Source organism: Pseudomonas ceruminis (genome assembly GCF_021602025.1).
GTDB classification, from domain to species: domain Bacteria; phylum Pseudomonadota; class Gammaproteobacteria; order Pseudomonadales; family Pseudomonadaceae; genus Aquipseudomonas; species Aquipseudomonas ceruminis.
The window spans coordinates 93,025-110,057 of the sequence record NZ_BQHW01000023.1 but is presented as its reverse complement, the minus strand read 5'-3'; the positions used below and the strand labels follow the sequence as shown (position 1 = coordinate 110,057).

Sequence of the window (17,033 nt, the reverse complement as noted above, 5' to 3'; positions counted from 1 at the left end):
CACCAGCCGTTGCGGGTCATCCGCCCACCCGCTGACAGGCAGCGCGTGGGCGGATGACCCGCAACGGCTGGTGGACTGGTTGCAGGCTCTGGACAGCGACGACCAGCCCTTGCGTGACTGGCTGGCGAAAATCACCAGCCGGCGCCTGGGCCTGTACTACGAAGGGCTGTGGCAATTCGCCCTCGGCCAGGCACCCGGGATCGAACTGCTGGCGGCCAACCTGGCGATCCGCTCCAGCGCACGGACCCTGGGCGAGCTGGATATCCTGCTGCGCGACCGGGACGGCACGCACCACCTGGAACTGGCGATCAAGCTGTACCTGGGGCCAACGCACGCCTCAGGGAGTGACCCGGCGCAGTGGCTCGGACCGGGCTGCCACGACCGGTTGGGCAGCAAGCTGGCGCACGTGGCGGGGCATCAGCTGCCCATGTCCAGTGACGCGCAGAGCCGCGAGGCGCTGGCCAGGGTGGGCGTGCAGCAGGTGCAGGCCCATCTGTGGCTTGCGGGTTATCTGTTCTATCCCTGGCCAGGGCATGCTGCCCCGCCCGAGGGCGCCAATCCGCTGCACCTGCGGGGGCGCTGGGTTAGGCGGCGGGATTGGTCAATTGCCGCGGGTGAACGCTGGCAGCCCCTGCCTCGCCAGGCCTGGCTGGCGCCGGCTCGGGTCGAGGCAGATGCGTGCTGGGCGGCGCAGCAGTTCGCAGCGTGGTTGCAGTTGCTGGCGCCGCATGCGCCAGCGCAGATGCTGGTCAGGCTGGAGCCAGGCTCGGATAACGCCTGGCACGAGGGCGAGCGCGTGTTTCTGGTGGCGAATAGCTGGCCGCACCTGGCCAGTGACTAGGTGTGCTTGCCCGGGTCGGCGCCGATGCAGATGACGCAATACCACGACCTGGAGCAAAGCATTATCACAATCAGCGGTTAGAGTTAGCAGTGAGCGCCGCCAAGAGCGCCACCCCGACCTGATGACGAGGAACCCCCATGGTTTCATCCACCCCTGCGATTCATTACTCGCGCCTGTCCATCGCCTTGCATTGGCTGATGCTGGTGCTGCTGGCCGCCGTCTATGCCTGCATGGAGTTTCGCGGCCTGTTCCCCAAAGACAGCGCCGAGCGCAACCTGATGAAGGACTTGCACTTCATGCTCGGCCTGAGCGTATTCGTGCTGGTGTGGCTACGCCTGGCCGTACGCCTGATTCGCCCTGCGCCGCCGATCATGCCCAAGCCACCCGCCTGGCAGACCGGCCTCGCCCACCTGATGCACCTGGCCTTGTACCTGCTGATGATCGGTCTGCCGCTCGCCGGTTGGCTGATCCTCAGCGCCGCCGACAAGCCCGTGCCGTTCTATGGTTTGGAACTGCCACACCTGATCGGCCCGGATCCGGACCAGGCCAAGTTCATCAAAGGCTGGCATGAGCGGGTGGCTACCTGGGGTTACTGGCTGATCGGCCTGCACGCACTGGCTGGGCTTTACCACCATTACGTGCAGCGCGACAACACGCTGCTGCGCATGCTGCCCTACAAGTAACCGCGCCGGCCCTGCAGGCCACCGGTATGAAGGAAAATCAGCCGCGTGCCGGGCGCGAACAGCCCGGCGTGCACTCGCTCATGCAGGGCCAGCAGGGCTTTGCCGGTATAGAGTGCCTCTAACGGGATGCCGCTGCGGCATTCGACAGCGTCGATAAAACCCAGCAGATGCGCATCGACCTTGGCGAAGCCGCCGCGGCAAGCCTCATGCAGCTGGTAGCCGCCAGTACCCGCCAGCCGTGCCACCGCCTCAGGTACACCATGATCCAATGGCACCGCCAGGGCGCCATGCACCGCATGCCTGCCCGCCTCGGCGAGCACCAGGCCAGCCAGGGTGGTGCCAGTGCCGGCAGCCAGCCACCAGGCGTGATAGTCGGGCCAGCCCAGCGTCGCCAGTTGTGCCCGCGCCTGCTCGACGATCAATGCACACCCCTGCGCCCCGGCAAAGCCTCCACCGCCTTCGGGAATGCAGTGCCAGCCGGGGTAGCGCGCCTGCCAGGGCTCCCAGAAGCGGGCTTCGTGGCGGGCGCGGTAGCCGCCGTAACCCAGCCAGTGCAGGTCCATGCCCAGCGCCTGGAGGTCACGCACCGTGGAGGTGTCCTGAGGGTGCCCGCGCAACAGGCCTGCAGTGGCGAAACCGAAGCGTTTGCCGGCAGCGGCCAGGGCATGGAGGTGGTTGGAGTGGTTACCGCCGAGGCTGATCAGCCCGGGGGCGCCTGCTTCATGAGCGTGCAGAAGGTGGTGACGCAGCTTGAACCATTTGTTGCCGCTGATCAGCGGGTCAATCAGGTCCAGGCGCAGGATGGCGGCTTCAACCTTGGCGCTTGTCAGCCAGGGTAGCTCGAGGCGCTGTAGAGGGGCCTGAGGAAGGTCATGGAAGCGGGTAGACATGGTTCAACGCCTGATGCGAAGGCATCAGTTTACCAGTGAAAGCCCGGTCCAAGCCCGCGCCTGCAGGTGCGCCACCCATTTCAAGGGCAGTGGCGTACCTGTCGGAGCGGGCTTGCCCCTGACTATCTCAAAGCGCTGCTGCCAGTCGCGAGCCTTGATCGATCGCACGCTTGGCATCCAGCTCCGCCGCCACATCCGCGCCCCCGATCAGGTGTACCGATTGCCCCGCTGCCACCAACCCGTCATGCAGTTCACGCAGCGGCTCCTGCCCGGCGCAGATCACCACGTTGTCCACTGCCAGCACCTGCGGCTCGCCCTCGCCGACACGAATGTGCAGGCCCGCCTCATCGATGCCCAGGTATTGGACGCCGTTGAGCATCTGCACCTGCTTGTTCTTGAGCCCGGTACGGTGGATCCAGCCGGTGGTCTTGCCCAGGCCGTCACCGACCTTGGACGTCTTGCGCTGCAACAGGTATACCTGCCGCGCCGGCGGGTGCGGCTGGGCCTTGATGCCCGCCACCCCGCCACGCGCTTCAAGCTGGGTATCGATGCCCCATTCCTTCCAGAACGCGTCGCGGTCCTGGCTGGTCGCCACGCCCTCGTGCACCAGGTACTCCGAGACATCGAAGCCGATGCCGCCGGCACCGATGACCGCAACCGCCTCGCCGACCGGCTTGCGCTCGAGCAACACGTCCAGGTAGCTGAGCACCTTGGCATTGTCGATACCGGGGATGGCCGGTGTACGCGGCGCGATGCCGGTGGCCAAGACAATTTCATCGAAACCACCCGCCACCAGCGCCGGTACATCGACCCGGGTATCAAGGCGCAGGTCGACACCGGTGCGGTCCACCTTGTTGCGGAAATAGCGCAGGGTCTCGAAGAACTCTTCCTTGCCCGGCACCCGCTTGGCGACGTTGAACTGCCCGCCGATTTCGCCTGCGGCGTCGAACAGGGTGACCTCATGCCCGCGCTCTGCCGCCACGGTGGCCGCTGCCAGGCCTGCGGGACCCGCGCCAACCACGGCAATGCGCTTCACCGCCTGCACCGGCAGGTAATTAAGCTCGGTCTCGTGGCAGGCGCGCGGGTTGACCAGGCAACTGGTCAGCTTGCCGCCGAAGGTATGGTCCAGGCACGCCTGGTTGCAGCCGATGCAGGTGTTGATTTCGTCGCCTCGCCCTGCCGCCGCCTTGTTGACGAAGTCCGGGTCGGCCAGGAACGGCCGTGCCATCGACACCATGTCGGCATCACCCTCGGCCAGCACCTGTTCGGCCACTTCCGGGGTATTGATACGGTTGGTGGTGATCAGCGGAATGCTCACGGCGCCCCGCAGCTTGGCCGTGACTTTGCTGAACGCAGCCCGCGGCACCTTGGTGGCGATGGTCGGGATGCGCGCCTCATGCCAGCCGATACCGGTGTTGATAAGCGTCGCACCGGCCCGCTCGATGGCCTTGGCCAACAGCTCGATCTCCTCCCAGGTGCTCCCCCCCTCGACCAGGTCGAGCATGGACAGGCGGAAGATGATGATGAAATTCGGCCCCACCGCGTCCCGCACGCGGCTGACGATGTCCACGGCCAGGCGCATGCGGTTCTCGTAGCTGCCGCCCCAGCGGTCGGTACGGTGGTTGGTATGGGCGGCGAGGAACTGGTTGATGAAGTAGCCTTCCGACCCCATGACCTCGACGCCATCGTAGCCGGCGCGCTGGGCCAGCACGGCACAATGGACGAAGTCGGCGATCTGCTTCTCGATACCCGCCTCGTCCAGTTCCTTGGGTTTGAACGGGTTGATGGGTGCCTGAATCGCGCTGGGCGCTACCTGCCGCGGGCTATAGGCATATCGCCCGGCATGCAGGATCTGCAGGCAGATCTTGCCGCCTGCGGCATGCACGGCCTCGGTGACGATGCGGTGCTTGGCCGCTTCTTCCTCGGTGCTGAGCTTGGCCGCGCCGGAATACACACCGCCTTCATCGTTGGGCGCGATACCGCCTGTGACCATCAGGCCGACGCCGCCGCGGGCACGCTCGGCAAAGTACGCCGCCATGCGCTCGAAGCCACCAGGGCGTTCTTCCAGGCCGGTGTGCATCGAACCCATCAAGGTACGGTTGCGCAACGTGGTGAAGCCCAGGTCAAGCGGGGCCAGCAAGTGCGGATAACGGTTGGCAGCCATGGAACGGTTCCCCAGGTGGCGTGATCACGGAATGCGGAAGCCTCAGCGGGCCCCGTCGTTTGTCTGCCACCGACATTAAACAGCCGTTTGAATGCGCTCAATGATCGAAACTGACAACTTATTGATCCTCCCGCACAGCAGGTCTACCCTAGGAACCTCGTTCCCCAAGGCGCTGTACCGCTTCATGCGAAAACTTTTGGCAAGCGCCCTGGCGCTGGTAATGATCGCCGCCCTCTGCGGCTATGGCTTCTGGACCCAGCAGCGCCCGGAAGGCCACTACCTTTCCGACCTGCGCATCGAACTGGCGCTCAACCATGGCGTGCCCGGCGAGCAGGGCAACCTGCTGGGCGTCGAGCCACTGCTGTACCCCAGCGACTACCAGAACCTGCACCGTCTGCACCGCAAGCTCTCGGCCTACCTGGAACAGGCGCGTGCCCAAGGCCTGATCGGCCCACGCACGGTCGTGGTGCTGCCCGAGCACATCGGTACCTGGCTGTGGGCCCGTGGTGAAAAAAACGAGCTGTACCAGGTCACCCGCAGCCGTGAAGCCGAGCAATGGCTGGAACTGAGCAACCCGCTGCGCTATGGCTTGGCCATGTTGCGCGCCAGCGGCGATGACCGCCGCGCCGACGCCCACTTGCGCATGAAAGCCCAGCAGATGGCCAGCGATTACCAACAGCTGTTCGGCGGCTTGGCCCGCGAGTTCGGCGTGACCCTGGTGGCCGGTTCCATCGTGCTGCCCGCCCCCTACGTCGAACAAGGTGTGCTGCACGCTGGCAGCGGCCCGTTGTTCAACAGCAGCCTGGTGTTTGCCGGTGACGGTTCGTTACTGGGCCAGCCCCAGCGCCAACAGTTTCCCGACAGCGAAGTGCGCCGCTTTATCCATGACGGCCGCCAGCAACCGCTTCAGGTCCTGCAGACCCCTGCAGGGCGCCTGGGTGTATTGATTGGCAGCGACAGCTGGTACCCGGAAAACCACCAGCAGTTGCAACGGCAACAGGTGCAGTTGATCGCCAACCCTGTATTTCTCAGCGGCAAAGGCAGCTGGGAGGCGCCGTGGCGTGGCAACCGCCATCAGGACGCCGCCGCCGAGCTGGCCCTGCAGCGGGGCGAGGTTAGCGAGCAGACGGCCTGGCAACGCCTTACCCAGGCCGCTGGCGAAGGCGTCAGCAGCATGAGCGTATTCATGCGTGGCCAGTTCTGGGAACAGGGCAGCGACGGCCAGGGCTTTGCCCTCCAGGCGGGCGAGTTACTGGCCGGGCCGCCGAGCCACGGCGCACGTCTGCTGAACGTGTGGTTATAAGCGCATGGCCCGCCCCCGCATGCGCCTGGGCGATCTGTCGGTCGGTTTCGTTCAGCCCCTGGCCGAGGCGCTGCGCGGCCTGGGCCATGACCCATCACCGTTGTTGCGCCGCTATGGGCTGGACGCGCCCCGCCTGGCCGAAGCCAGTGCGCGCCTGTCGATACCCCGTTACATGCACCTTGGCCATGCGGCCATTGAACTGTGCGGGGAGCCCGCTCTTGGTTTACACATGGGACGCCTCAGCCGGCTGGCCCACGCCGGCCTTGCAGGTATCACGGCGGCCCAGGCCCCTACCTTGGGCGAAGCTGCACGCACGCTGTTGCGTTTCGAGCCGCTGTACGCTGCCAACTACCGCGGCCATTCAAGCTTTCAGGAAGATGCCCAGGGGGCTTGGCTGCGCTTCTACTCGATCAGCCCCTACAACGCCTACAACCGCTTTGTGGTCGACTCGCTGCTGAGCGGCTGGCTGGCCCAACTTGCGGCTCTGGCCGGTGTTGCCTTGCAGGCGGAACGCCTGGAGATCGAATTCCAGCCCCCCTCTTATGCCGCCCAGTACCAGCCCTTGTGCAGCACTGCAGTGCAATTTGGCGCCAGTGCCAACCAACTGCGCCTGAGCCGTGCAACGCTGGCGCTGAGCAACCCTCAGCATTGCCCCAGTACCTGGCAGCATCTGCTGCAACTGTGCGAAGCAGAACTGCTTCAACGCACGCGGGTGCGTAGCCTGGGCGAACGCATCACGCACCTGCTGGGGCCCTTGCTCAACGGTGGCCGCGAACCTGATCTGGAAGAAGTGGCGCTGCACCTGCAACTGCCCACGTGGACCTTGCGGCGCAAACTGGCAGAAGAAGGCACGCGCTTTCGCAGCCTGCTCAACGATACCCGACGCGACCTGGCCGAAACCTACATCCGTGATACGGAACTGGCCTTTGGCGAGATCGCCTATTTGTTGGGGTTCGCATCGGCAGAAGCCTTCCAGCGCGCATTCAAGCGCTGGACAGGCCTTACGCCAGGGGAGTTTCGCCGCAGCCAGCGGCAGGCGGGTTAAAGCTCGGTGGCATCGTCAGCAGGTTCTGGGGTGTCCAGCTCATAGGCCTGGTATTCGAGCAGCTCTTCCTGATAGTCGTCCATTGCCCTGCGTCCTCTTCACTCATGTTCTTCGTAAGGTCATGCCTTCAACCTAGGCAGGTTGGATGAAGGCATGATGACAAGCGTATGAGTGGTAAACGTAGCAGGTGTTCTGGACATTATTGCCGTTGATCTGTAACAGCGAATGAAACCCGCTAGCGGGCCAGCGCACTGCCAGCCGTTCACTGGGCCGGCGGTGCGCCTTCGGCGGGCTGCGGCTCTTGCTGCACCTGAATGGGCGCGGGTGCGGCCGGCGGTGCTACGGGCTTTGACCCCTGGCTGTCATCCACTGCTGGCGCTATGGCCGCTTCGTTTGCCGGTGAGGCTACCGCAGGCGCCGGTGCAGGAACGGGGGCAGGAGCAGCCAATGCTGCTGGGGCAACTGCAGGGGCAGCGACAGGTGCCGCGGAGACCTGTTCCGGCAGCCCAAGATCAGGCGCGGGTTTTTCGACCTTCGGCGCAGGCGCCTCAGCCTTGGCCTTGCTGACCTTTCTCGGTTTCGGCAGGTAGCTCTCGACCAGGGCAAAGTACCGTTCGTAAAACTGCGGCGCAGTCACCGTCTCGCTCGCGACCTTGACCATGGAGTCATCGCTGGAGCCGATCGGCATCGATACCGAACCCAGTACCCCTACGCCGAGGCTGGCCGAGGTATTGGACTTTTTCAGGGCGTAACGGTCCTGCAGGGCATTGGCGAACATCGTCGAGCGCTGCTCGTCACTGCTGTCCGGTGCACAGGTCACGCTGAAGCTGATTTGCAGGTGGTTTTCGCTGTTTTGCTGGAAGCTCTTGTTACCGGCGATCTGGCTCGGGCCACTGCTGGTGATGATGTAACCCTGGCTCAGCAGCGCGCGCCGGGCAGCCTCGCACGAGCCGGCATCACTCACCGGGAAACTGCGGGAGAACGTCCCGGAGTCGTCGAAGTTTTCGTGCTCGTAGATGGCGGTTTTTTTCGAAGAGCAACCGGACAAGCCCGCCAGCACCAGGGCCAGCCCGAGCGCACCAAAGACGGATGATCTGGTCATTGCGAATTCCGGGAAAGTCGAGAGGTGCCTATTGTGCATCACAGCGCACGGACACTGAAACCGTTCATCAGTGAAGAGTGTGTCAGCTTGGTGTAAAGCTGGCTCCTACCGCACGATGACAGGACGCAGAAACGAAAAAAGCGACCCTAAGGTCGCTTTTCACGTTGCTTCGAGGAGTTCAAGGCCTCGAGGCGAAGATGGCGCAGCGGACGGGACTCGAACCCGCGACCCCCGGCGTGACAGGCCGGTATTCTAACCGACTGAACTACCGCTGCGTATCGCTCGGGCTTGCGCCCGGTTGAAACCTGGGGCTACCCTTCCGGCACTAAGGCCTCAGGGCAGGCACAAAAAAAGCGACACGATGATCGCTCTCTTTGTGGTTGCTTCGAGGAGTTCAAGGGCCTCGAAACGAAGATGGCGCAGCGGACGGGACTCGAACCCGCGACCCCCGGCGTGACAGGCCGGTATTCTAACCGACTGAACTACCGCTGCGTATCGTTCAGGCTTGCGCCCGATTGAAACTGGGATCAGCCTCAGGCTTATTTGCCTTTTGGCTTCATACCGGTGCAAAGCACCCATCTGTTACTTGAAAGTGGCGCAGCGGACGGGACTCGAACCCGCGACCCCCGGCGTGACAGGCCGGTATTCTAACCGACTGAACTACCGCTGCGCATAGTGGCTTACTAGGCCTTGTTCCTCTCTGGCATCAGCTTCTTTCGAAGCGTCCTGCGCCAGGAACTCTCAGGAAGTGGTGGGTGATGACGGGATCGAACCGCCGACCCTCTGCTTGTAAGGCAGATGCTCTCCCGGCTGAGCTAATCACCCCCGCGATGTTGCTTGTTGCGTTTGCTTCGCTGAGGCCGCGAAATTTACGCAGGTACCGATGCTAAGTCAATACCCCTGTTGAATTTTTTTAAAAAAGGGCAAAAAAGTCACTACGCGCCTCAGGCTTTCGGCGGTCAGAAAAAGCCAGGTGTCGCCTGTTCGATTTCCCAACCCTGCAAATGACGAAGGGACCTGGCGGTCCCTTCTTGTCATTTGCAGCTTACAGCGCGTCGCTCAGGTTCAGGTGTAAATCATCTTACGGGTCATGCCACCATCGACCACGAACTCCTGGCCGGTGACGAATGCTGCCTGGCGCGACAGGAGCCATGCCACCATGGCCGCCACGTCCTCCACCGTCCCTACCCTGCCGGTTGGATGCTGGGCATGGTCGGCTTCGGTCAACGGCTCGGCACGGCGCTGGGAAGGATCACGCGCATCGATCCAGCCAGGGCTTACCGCATTGACACGGATCTCCGGGCCCAGGCTCATGGCCAGGGCATGGGTCAGCGCCACCAGGCCGCCCTTGCTCGCCGCGTAGGCTTCGGTGTCCGGTTCGGACTGCCGGGCACGGGTGGAGGTGAGGTTGACGATGGCACCATTGTGTGCGCGCAGGTACGGCGCACAATGCTTGGCCAACAGCATGGGGCCGTTGAGGTTGACCGCCAGCACCCGGTTCCATTGCGCCAGGCTCAAGCTCTCCAGGGTCTGGTTGTGCGGATTGGCGATAGCCGCGTTGCACACCAGCGCGTCCAGCCGACCAAACTGCCCGAGCACTTCGGACACCCCGGCACTGACCTGTGCTTCATCGGCCACATCCATGGTGATGAACCAGGCGTTATCGCCCAGCGCCTTGGCCACCTTGGCACCGCGCGGGCGGTCAAGGTCGCTGAGCACCACCTGCCAGCCTTCGCAGATCAACCAGGCAGCGATGCCCAGGCCGATGCCGCGTGCGGCACCGGTTACCAGGGCTACCCGGCCGTTATGGCCCGGCCCGCCACCCTTCCAGTCGATCACAGCGCTGCCAGCCCACGCGCCAGGTCAGCTTGCAGGTCGGCCACGTCTTCCAGACCCACGGCTACGCGGATCAGGCTGTCGCGAATACCCGCCGCTTCACGCTCCTGCGGCGTCAGGCGCCCATGGGAGGTGGTGGCCGGGTGTGCGATGGTGGTCTTGCTGTCGCCCAGGTTGGTGGTGATCGAAATCACCCGGGTAGCATCGATGAAGCGCCAGGCGCCCTCCTTGCCCCCCTTGACCTCGAAACTGACCACGGCGCCGAAACCGCTCATTTGGCGCTTGGCCAATTCATGTTGCGGGTGGCTCGGCAGGCCGGCGTAATGCACCTTTTCCACACCATCCTGCTGCTCCAGCCACTGGGCCAGTGCCTGGGCGCTCTCGCAGTGGGCACGCATACGCAGCTTGAGGGTTTCCAGACCCTTGGTGAAGATCCAGGCGTTGAATGGGCTCAGGGTCGGGCCGGCGGTCCGCAGGAAGCCGACCACTTCCTTCATCTGCTCGCTACGCCCGGCCACCACACCGCCCATGCAACGGCCCTGGCCGTCAATGAACTTGGTTGCCGAGTGGAACACGATGTCAGCGCCGAGCTTGAGCGGCTGCTGCAACGCCGGCGTGCTGAAGCAGTTATCCACCACCAGCATGGCACCACGGGCGTGGGCGATCTCGCTGAGGGCCGTGATATCCACCAGTTCGGCCAACGGGTTGGACGGCGACTCGACGACCAGCAGCTTGGTATTGGCCTTGATGGCCTTTTCCCAGCCCGCCAGGTCGACCAATGGTACGTAGTCAACCTGGACGCCGAAGCGCTTGAAGTACTTCTCGAACAGGCTGATGGTCGAGCCGAACACGCTCTGCGATACCAGCACATGGTCGCCAGCGCTGCACAGCGACATGACCACGGCGAGGATCGCCGCCATGCCGGTGGACGTCGCCACGGCCTGCTCGGCACCTTCCATGGCCGCCAGGCGCTCCTCGAAGGCACGCACGGTCGGGTTGGTGTAGCGCGAATAGACGTTGCCCGGTGTTTCGCCCGCAAAGCGCGCGGCTGCATCAGCCGCTGTGCGGAAGACATAGCTGGAGGTCAGGAACAGCGCTTCGCTGTGCTCACCCTCCGGTGTACGGTTCTGACCGGCACGCACCGCCAGGGTGTCGAAACCGACACCCTCGAGGTCACTGTCCAGTCGACCGGCATCCCATTGATCCGTCATGCCGTCGCTCCCTAAATCAGTTGTTGTAGAGGTCGATGATCGCGCTGACAGCCTGGTTCTTCACCTTGGCCAAGTCGTTACGGGCCTGCTCGATACGGTCGAGGTAGGCTTCGTCGATGTCGCCGGTGACGTATTCACCGTTGAACACCGCGCAATCAAAGTGCTCGATCTTGATCTTGCCGCCACCGACCGATTCGATCAGGTCTGGCAGGTCCTGGTAGACCAGCCAGTCGGCGCCGATCAACTCGGCCACCTGTTCGGTGGTACGGTTGTGGGCGATCAGTTCGTGAGCGCTCGGCATGTCGATGCCGTAGACGTTGGGGTAGCGCACCGCAGGGGCCGCAGAGCAGAAGTAGACGTTTTTCGCGCCGGCTTCACGGGCCATCTGGATGATCTGCTTGCAGGTGGTGCCGCGCACGATCGAGTCGTCGACCAGCATCACGTTCTTGCCGCGGAATTCCAGCTCGATGGCGTTGAGCTTCTGGCGTACCGACTTCTTGCGCGCAGCCTGGCCGGGCATGATGAAGGTACGGCCGATGTAGCGGTTCTTGACGAAGCCTTCGCGGAACTTGACGCCCAGGTGGTTGGCCAGTTCCAGGGCCGCGGTACGGCTGGTGTCCGGAATCGGGATGACCACATCGATGTCGTGGTCCGGGCGCTCGCGCTGGATCTTCTCGGCCAGCTTCTCGCCCATGCGCAGGCGCGCCTTGTACACCGACACCCCGTCCATGATCGAGTCCGGGCGGGCCAGATAGACGTGCTCGAAGATGCACGGCTGCAGTTTCGGGCTTTCGGCGCACTGCTTGGTGTACAGCTGGCCTTCTTCGGTGATGTATACCGCTTCGCCCGGTGCCAGGTCGCGGATCAAGGTGAAGCCGAGCACGTCCAGGGCCACGCTTTCCGAGGCGATCATGTATTCCACGCCTTCGTCGGTGTGGCGCTGGCCGAACACCACCGGGCGAATGCCGTTGGGGTCACGGAAGCCGACGATACCGTAACCGGTGATCATCGCCACCACCGCATAACCGCCAACACAGCGGCTATGCACGTGGGACACCGCGGCAAACACGTCGTCTTCGGTCGGCTGCAGCTTGCCGCGCACCGCCAACTCATGGGCGAACACGTTCAGCAGCACTTCCGAGTCGGAGTTGGTGTTGACATGACGCAGGTCGGACTCGTAGATCTCTTTGGCCAACTGCTCGACGTTGGTCAGGTTGCCGTTGTGCGCCAGGGTGATGCCATACGGCGAGTTGACGTAGAACGGCTGGGCCTCGGCCGAGGTCGAGCTGCCCGCGGTCGGGTAGCGCACGTGGCCGATACCCATGTGGCCAACCAGGCGCTGCATGTGGCGCTGCTGGAAGACATCGCGCACCAGGCCATTATCCTTGCGCAGGAACAACCGGCCGTCGTGGCTGGTCACGATACCGGCAGCGTCCTGGCCGCGGTGCTGGAGGACCGTAAGCGCGTCATACAGCGCCTGATTGACGTTCGACTTACCGACGATACCGACGATGCCACACATGCGACGCAACCCCTACTTTGATGAAACTTGAGTGAATAGCGCTCAAGGCTTTGCGGGCCCGAGCAACTGTTCCTTGAACGGGAGATCAGCCGGAGTGCTGATCACACCACTGGACATCCACTGGCTGGTGAAACCCAGGATCAGGTTTTTCGACCAATCAGCGACCAATAGAAATTGTGGTATCAGGCGCGATTCCTGCCACCAGGTATCTTGTTGCACTGGCCCCAGGCTCAGCAGCCCAATGGCCACCACCACCAGCAAGGCCCCGCGCGCGGCGCCGAAGGCCATGCCGAGAAAACGATCGGTGCCGGACAGCCCGGTCACGCGAATCAGTTCGCCAACAAGGAAGTTGACCATGGCGCCCACCAGCAAGGTGGCGACGAAAAGAATGGCGCAGCCGGCGATGATGCGCATCGACGGGGTCTGGATATAGCTTTCAAGGTACACCGAGAGCGACCCGCCGAACATCCAGGCAACCGCCCCGGCAATGATCCAGATGAGCAGGGACAAGGCTTCCTTGACGAAGCCGCGCTTGAGACTGATCAGTGTGGAGACGGCGATGATCGCGATGATCGCCCAATCAACCCAGGTAAATGCCACGGTGCTGCCTGCAGACGTTTGAGGCGGCGCATTTTACCAGAGCGATGGGCCGGGAGTAAGCGGAATGTCAGGCCGATTAGCAGTGGCTCATTTACGGGCAAGCCCGTCAATGAGCCACAAGGCAACCCTTGAATCAACCGCGTTCCGGCTGGAAGCGCACCACGAAGCCCTTGAGGTTCTGCTGCCGGTTGATGGTGTCGCGCAGGCGCTCGGCCTCGGCACGCTCGATCAAAGGCCCGACATACACCCGGTTCATGCCTCCGGCCGAACGGATGTAGGCGTTGTAACCCTGGCTGCGCAGGGTTTTCTGCAAGCTTTCGGCACCTGCGCGGTTGGACAGGCTGGCCAGCTGGATCGACCAGCTCACCGGCAACCCGTTGGTATCGATCTTCGACGGTGCGCTGGCCGTCGCTGCCGGTGCGGGAGTGGCCGAGGCGCGGGTTTCAGCCTTGGGCGCGGGTGCCGGCGTTGCCACCGGCGCCTGTTGCCGAGGCTGAGCCTGCGTCTGCGGCGAGGGGCTGATTGGCTGGCTTGGCGTGGCGACCGGGGCACTGGACTCGTTGACCACCACCGGCGGTTGTTGAGGTTCCTCCGGCAGCGGCTGGGGCTCGGGCACCACAACCGGGTCCACCTTGACCTCCGGCAGGCTCGGCATGGCCGGTGCCTGCGGGGCTTCGACGCGTACCTGACGCATCTCGTCCTCGCGGGTGAACAGCATCGGCAGGAAGATCACCGCCAGCGCCACCAGCACCAACGCACCCACCATGCGCTGTTTCATCCCTTTATCCAGCACTGCCATCTACTCACCCCTCCAGGGCCTGCCGCTCCAGCCACTCCAGGGCCTGGGCGACACAGAAAAACGAACCGAACAACAGGATCTGGTCATCCGCCGTCGCCTGTGCGCACTGCGCCTGCAGAGCGGCTTCAACACTGGCATAAGACTTCACGGCGGCGCCAAGGTTCGTCAACGCGCCCGCCAGCTCGGCCGCCGGACGACTGCGGGGCGTGGCCAGCGGCGCAACTGCCCAATCGTCGACCAACCCCTGCAGCGGCGCGATGACGCCGTCCAGGTCCTTGTCGGCGAGCAGGCCGAAGACCGCCAGGCGACGGCCCTTGAGCTCACGCGCCGCCAAGCGGCGCGCCAGGTAGTCGGCCGCATGGGGGTTGTGCCCCACATCCAGCAGCAGCTCCACGGGCGTGCCTTGCCAGGCCACCACGCGACGATCCAGGCGCCCGGTAATACGGGTATCGAGCAATGCCTGGCACAACTGCCCGGCCTCCCATGGCAGGCCCATCAGCAGGTAGGCCTGCAAGGCCAGGGTGGCGTTTTCCATCGGCAGGTCGAGCAAGGGCAGGTCACGCAGCTCTACCAGCGCACCTTCAAGGGTCGTCCCCCGCCAGTGCCAGACACCGTCGGCGCTGACCAGGTCGAAGTCACGGCCCCGCAGGTACAAAGGCGCAGCCAACTCTCGGGCCTTGTCCAGCAGCGGCTGAGGAGGATCGAGGTCGCCACACAGCGCAGGCTTGCCCGGACGGAAGATACCGGCTTTCTCGAAGGCCACCTGCTCGCGGGTATCACCCAGGTAATCGACATGGTCGACGCCAATGCTGGTGACCAGCGCCAGGTCGGCATCGACCACGTTCACGGTATCCAGGCGGCCACCCAGGCCCACTTCCAGCACCACGGCATCCAGTTGCGACTGATAGAACAACCAGAACGCGGCCAGGGTGCCCATCTCGAAATAGGTCAGGGAAACCTCGCCGCGCGCCGCCTCCACGGCAGCGAACGCTTCGCACAGGCGCTCATCGCTGGCCTCCTGGCCGTCGATCAGCACCCGCTCGTTGTAGCGCAGCAAATGTGGCGAGCTGTACACGCCGACTCTGAGCCCCTGGGCACGCAGCATCGACGCCACGAAGGCGCAGGTCGAGCCCTTGCCATTGGTGCCGGTAACCGTTACCACACGCGGCGCCAGTTTGCCCAGCGCCAAGCGGGCAAGCACCTTTTGCGAGCGCTCCAGGCCCATGTCGATGGCCGAGGGGTGCAACTGCTCGAGGTAGGCGAGCCATTCGCCCAGGGTTCTTTCGTTCATCACGCGACCGCAGCCGCCTCACGTGCCTGCTCAGGCGTTTCCTGGCCAGTCATCTGCGCCAGCAAGCGAGCCAGGCGTGGGCGCAACTCGCCACGGGAAATGATCAGGTCGATGGCGCCGTGTTCCAGCAGGAACTCGCTGCGCTGGAAACCTTCAGGCAGTTTTTCACGCACGGTCTGCTCGATGACACGCGGGCCGGCAAAGCCGATCAGCGCCTTCGGTTCACCGACGATGACATCGCCAAGCATCGCCAGGCTGGCGGACACCCCGCCGTATACCGGGTCGGTCAGCACGGAGATGAACGGGATACCTTCTTCACGCAGACGCGCCAGCACCGCCGAGGTCTTGGCCATCTGCATCAGCGAAATCAGCGCTTCCTGCATACGCGCGCCACCGGAGGCCGAGAAACAGACCATCGGGCAGCGGTTTTCCAGGGCGTAGTTGGCGGCGCGCACAAAACGCTCGCCGACGATGGCACCCATGGAGCCCCCCATGAAGGAGAACTCGAAGGCGCTGACCACGATCGGCATGCCCATCAGGGTACCGCTCATGGAAATCAGTGCGTCCTTTTCGCCAGTCTGCTTCTGGGCCCCGGCCAGGCGGTCCTTGTACTTCTTGCCGTCTCGGAACTTCAAGCGGTCGACCGGTTCCAGGTCGGCGCCCAGTTCAGCACGGCCCTGCGCGTCGAGGAAGATGTCGATGCGCGCCCGCGCACCGATGCGCATGTGGTGGTTGCACTTGGGGCAGACATCCAGGGTCTTTTCCAGCTCCGGACGATACAGCACGGCCTCGCAGGCCGGGCACTTGTGCCACAGGCCTTCTGGCACCGAGCTCTTCTTCACCTCGGAACGCATGATCGAAGGGATCAGTTTGTCGACTAACCAGTTGCTCATGCTTTATTTCTCCAGTATTGGCGGGCGGGGACCGGTCTGGCCGGCCATGCCCTGCCCTTTGAGCTCAAATTCTTCTATGAAACGATGACGAATCGGCCACAGGGGCTGCCTGCGTACCGCGCCGTCTTCAATGTGTTCTCTGGCCGCCGGGCATGCCAGCGTGCCGCCCCGCAGGGCTGCGATAGCTATGGACGATGGCGCGCAGCCAGCCGTCACATCTGGCATCACGCCTGTTTCACCGCGCGCATGAAGGCTTCGATCTTCGCCGCATCCTTGATGCCCTTGGCCTGCTCCACCCCCCCGCTGACATCCACCGCGTACGGCCGCACCTGGGCAATGGCCTGGCCGACATTGGCTGCGGACAACCCGCCCGCGAGGATGATCGGCTTGCTCAGCCGTGCCGGTACCAGTGACCAGTCGAACGCCTCACCCGTTCCACCCGGAACGCCGGCAACGTAGGTGTCGAGCAGCATGCCACGGGCCCCGGAATACCGCTGGCAAGCAGCCTCGATATCGTCCCCCGGGCGCACCCGCAGCGCCTTGATCCAGGGCCGGTGATAACCTTCGCAATCGGCCGGCGTTTCGTCGCCGTGGAACTGTAGCAGGTCCAGCGGCACGACCTCGAGGATCTCGTTCAGCTCGCAACGCGAGGCGTTGACGAACAGGCCCACGGTGGTCACGAACGGTGGCAGCTCGGCAATGATCGCCCGCGCCTGGCGTACGTCAACGGCACGCGGGCTCTTGGCATAGAAGACAAAACCGATGGCATCAGCCCCCGCCTCGGCGGCGGCTAGCGCGTCTTCGATGCGGGTAATCCCGCAGATCTTGCTGCGAACGTTGCTCATGAACGACG

Annotated in this window: 15 protein-coding genes and 4 tRNA genes; 4 read left to right on the top strand and 15 right to left on the bottom strand. The window is 64.0% G+C overall.

Going from position 1 to position 17,033, the window contains the following annotated elements:
* Both L6D80_RS22985 and L6D80_RS22980 read left to right on the top strand, forming a co-directional pair.
* Positions 1-841, top strand: an 841-nt coding sequence (locus L6D80_RS22985) for a DUF1853 family protein (protein WP_236183069.1), incomplete at its 5' end; no start/stop codon positions are given.
* A gap of 137 nt (positions 842-978) precedes the next feature.
* Positions 979-1,524, top strand: a complete 546-nt coding sequence (locus L6D80_RS22980; RefSeq protein WP_054902364.1) for a cytochrome b — start codon at positions 979-981, stop codon at positions 1,522-1,524.
* On the opposite strand, the gene L6D80_RS22975 is transcribed toward L6D80_RS22980, so the two are convergent.
* Entirely contained in the window at positions 1,515-2,414 is a 900-nt protein-coding gene (locus L6D80_RS22975; protein WP_176516844.1) for a 1-aminocyclopropane-1-carboxylate deaminase/D-cysteine desulfhydrase, read from the bottom strand. The two genes, L6D80_RS22980 and L6D80_RS22975, sit on opposite strands and share 10 nt — an antisense overlap.
* A 127-nt stretch (positions 2,415-2,541) precedes the next feature.
* Complete coding sequence (locus tag L6D80_RS22970; RefSeq protein WP_176516842.1) at positions 2,542-4,578, bottom strand: NADPH-dependent 2,4-dienoyl-CoA reductase; 2,037 nt, start codon at positions 4,576-4,578, stop codon at positions 2,542-2,544.
* A 184-nt stretch (positions 4,579-4,762) separates the two neighbouring features.
* Here L6D80_RS22970 and L6D80_RS22965 point away from each other — a divergent pair, with 184 nt between their 5' ends.
* Positions 4,763-5,881, top strand: coding sequence for a nitrilase-related carbon-nitrogen hydrolase (locus tag L6D80_RS22965; RefSeq protein ID WP_054902383.1), 1,119 nt, complete (start codon positions 4,763-4,765; stop codon positions 5,879-5,881).
* Positions 5,882-5,885: 4 nt separating this feature from the next.
* Positions 5,886-6,926, top strand: a complete 1,041-nt coding sequence (locus L6D80_RS22960; protein WP_054902367.1) for an AraC family transcriptional regulator — start codon at positions 5,886-5,888, stop codon at positions 6,924-6,926.
* Positions 6,927-7,188: 262 nt separating this feature from the next.
* Here L6D80_RS22960 and L6D80_RS22955 read toward each other — a convergent pair whose 3' ends face one another.
* The 13 genes from L6D80_RS22955 to L6D80_RS22895 form a co-directional block, all read right to left on the bottom strand.
* Positions 7,189-8,028, bottom strand: coding sequence for a DUF2242 domain-containing protein (locus L6D80_RS22955; RefSeq protein WP_176516840.1), 840 nt, complete (start codon positions 8,026-8,028; stop codon positions 7,189-7,191).
* Positions 8,029-8,226: 198 nt separating this feature from the next.
* Positions 8,227-8,303, bottom strand: a tRNA-Asp gene (locus tag L6D80_RS22950).
* 140 nt (positions 8,304-8,443) lie between these two features.
* A tRNA-Asp gene (locus tag L6D80_RS22945) sits at positions 8,444-8,520 on the bottom strand.
* Between the two features lie 101 nt (positions 8,521-8,621).
* Positions 8,622-8,698 (bottom strand) — tRNA-Asp (locus L6D80_RS22940).
* A 79-nt stretch (positions 8,699-8,777) separates the two neighbouring features.
* Positions 8,778-8,853: transfer RNA gene (locus tag L6D80_RS22935), tRNA-Val, on the bottom strand.
* A gap of 240 nt (positions 8,854-9,093) precedes the next feature.
* Positions 9,094-9,867, bottom strand: a complete 774-nt coding sequence (locus L6D80_RS22930) for an SDR family oxidoreductase (protein ID WP_054902369.1) — start codon at positions 9,865-9,867, stop codon at positions 9,094-9,096.
* Positions 9,864-11,075, bottom strand: coding sequence for an O-succinylhomoserine sulfhydrylase (locus tag L6D80_RS22925; RefSeq protein WP_054902370.1), 1,212 nt, complete (start codon positions 11,073-11,075; stop codon positions 9,864-9,866). Before L6D80_RS22925 ends, L6D80_RS22930 begins: the two co-directional genes overlap by 4 nt.
* 16 nt (positions 11,076-11,091) lie before the next feature.
* Positions 11,092-12,597: an amidophosphoribosyltransferase gene (purF, locus tag L6D80_RS22920; protein ID WP_054902371.1), complete on the bottom strand. Its 1,506-nt coding sequence runs from the start codon at positions 12,595-12,597 to the stop codon at positions 11,092-11,094.
* Between the two features lie 42 nt (positions 12,598-12,639).
* Positions 12,640-13,197, bottom strand: coding sequence for a CvpA family protein (locus tag L6D80_RS22915; protein WP_012313468.1), 558 nt, complete (start codon positions 13,195-13,197; stop codon positions 12,640-12,642).
* A 133-nt stretch (positions 13,198-13,330) separates the two neighbouring features.
* Positions 13,331-13,996 carry an SPOR domain-containing protein gene (locus L6D80_RS22910; protein WP_176516838.1) on the bottom strand — a complete coding sequence of 222 codons (666 nt, stop codon included), beginning with the start codon at positions 13,994-13,996 and terminating at the stop codon, positions 13,331-13,333.
* 4 nt (positions 13,997-14,000) lie between these two features.
* On the bottom strand, positions 14,001-15,287 hold the full coding sequence (folC, locus tag L6D80_RS22905; protein WP_176516836.1) for a bifunctional tetrahydrofolate synthase/dihydrofolate synthase: 1,287 nt from the start codon (positions 15,285-15,287) through the stop codon (positions 14,001-14,003).
* Complete coding sequence (gene accD / locus L6D80_RS22900; RefSeq protein WP_054902374.1) at positions 15,287-16,180, bottom strand: acetyl-CoA carboxylase, carboxyltransferase subunit beta; 894 nt, start codon at positions 16,178-16,180, stop codon at positions 15,287-15,289. Before accD ends, folC begins: the two co-directional genes overlap by 1 nt.
* Before the next feature lie 224 nt (positions 16,181-16,404).
* Positions 16,405-17,025, bottom strand: coding sequence for a phosphoribosylanthranilate isomerase (locus tag L6D80_RS22895; protein WP_054902375.1), 621 nt, complete (start codon positions 17,023-17,025; stop codon positions 16,405-16,407).
* Between the last annotated feature and the right edge of the window lie 8 nt (positions 17,026-17,033).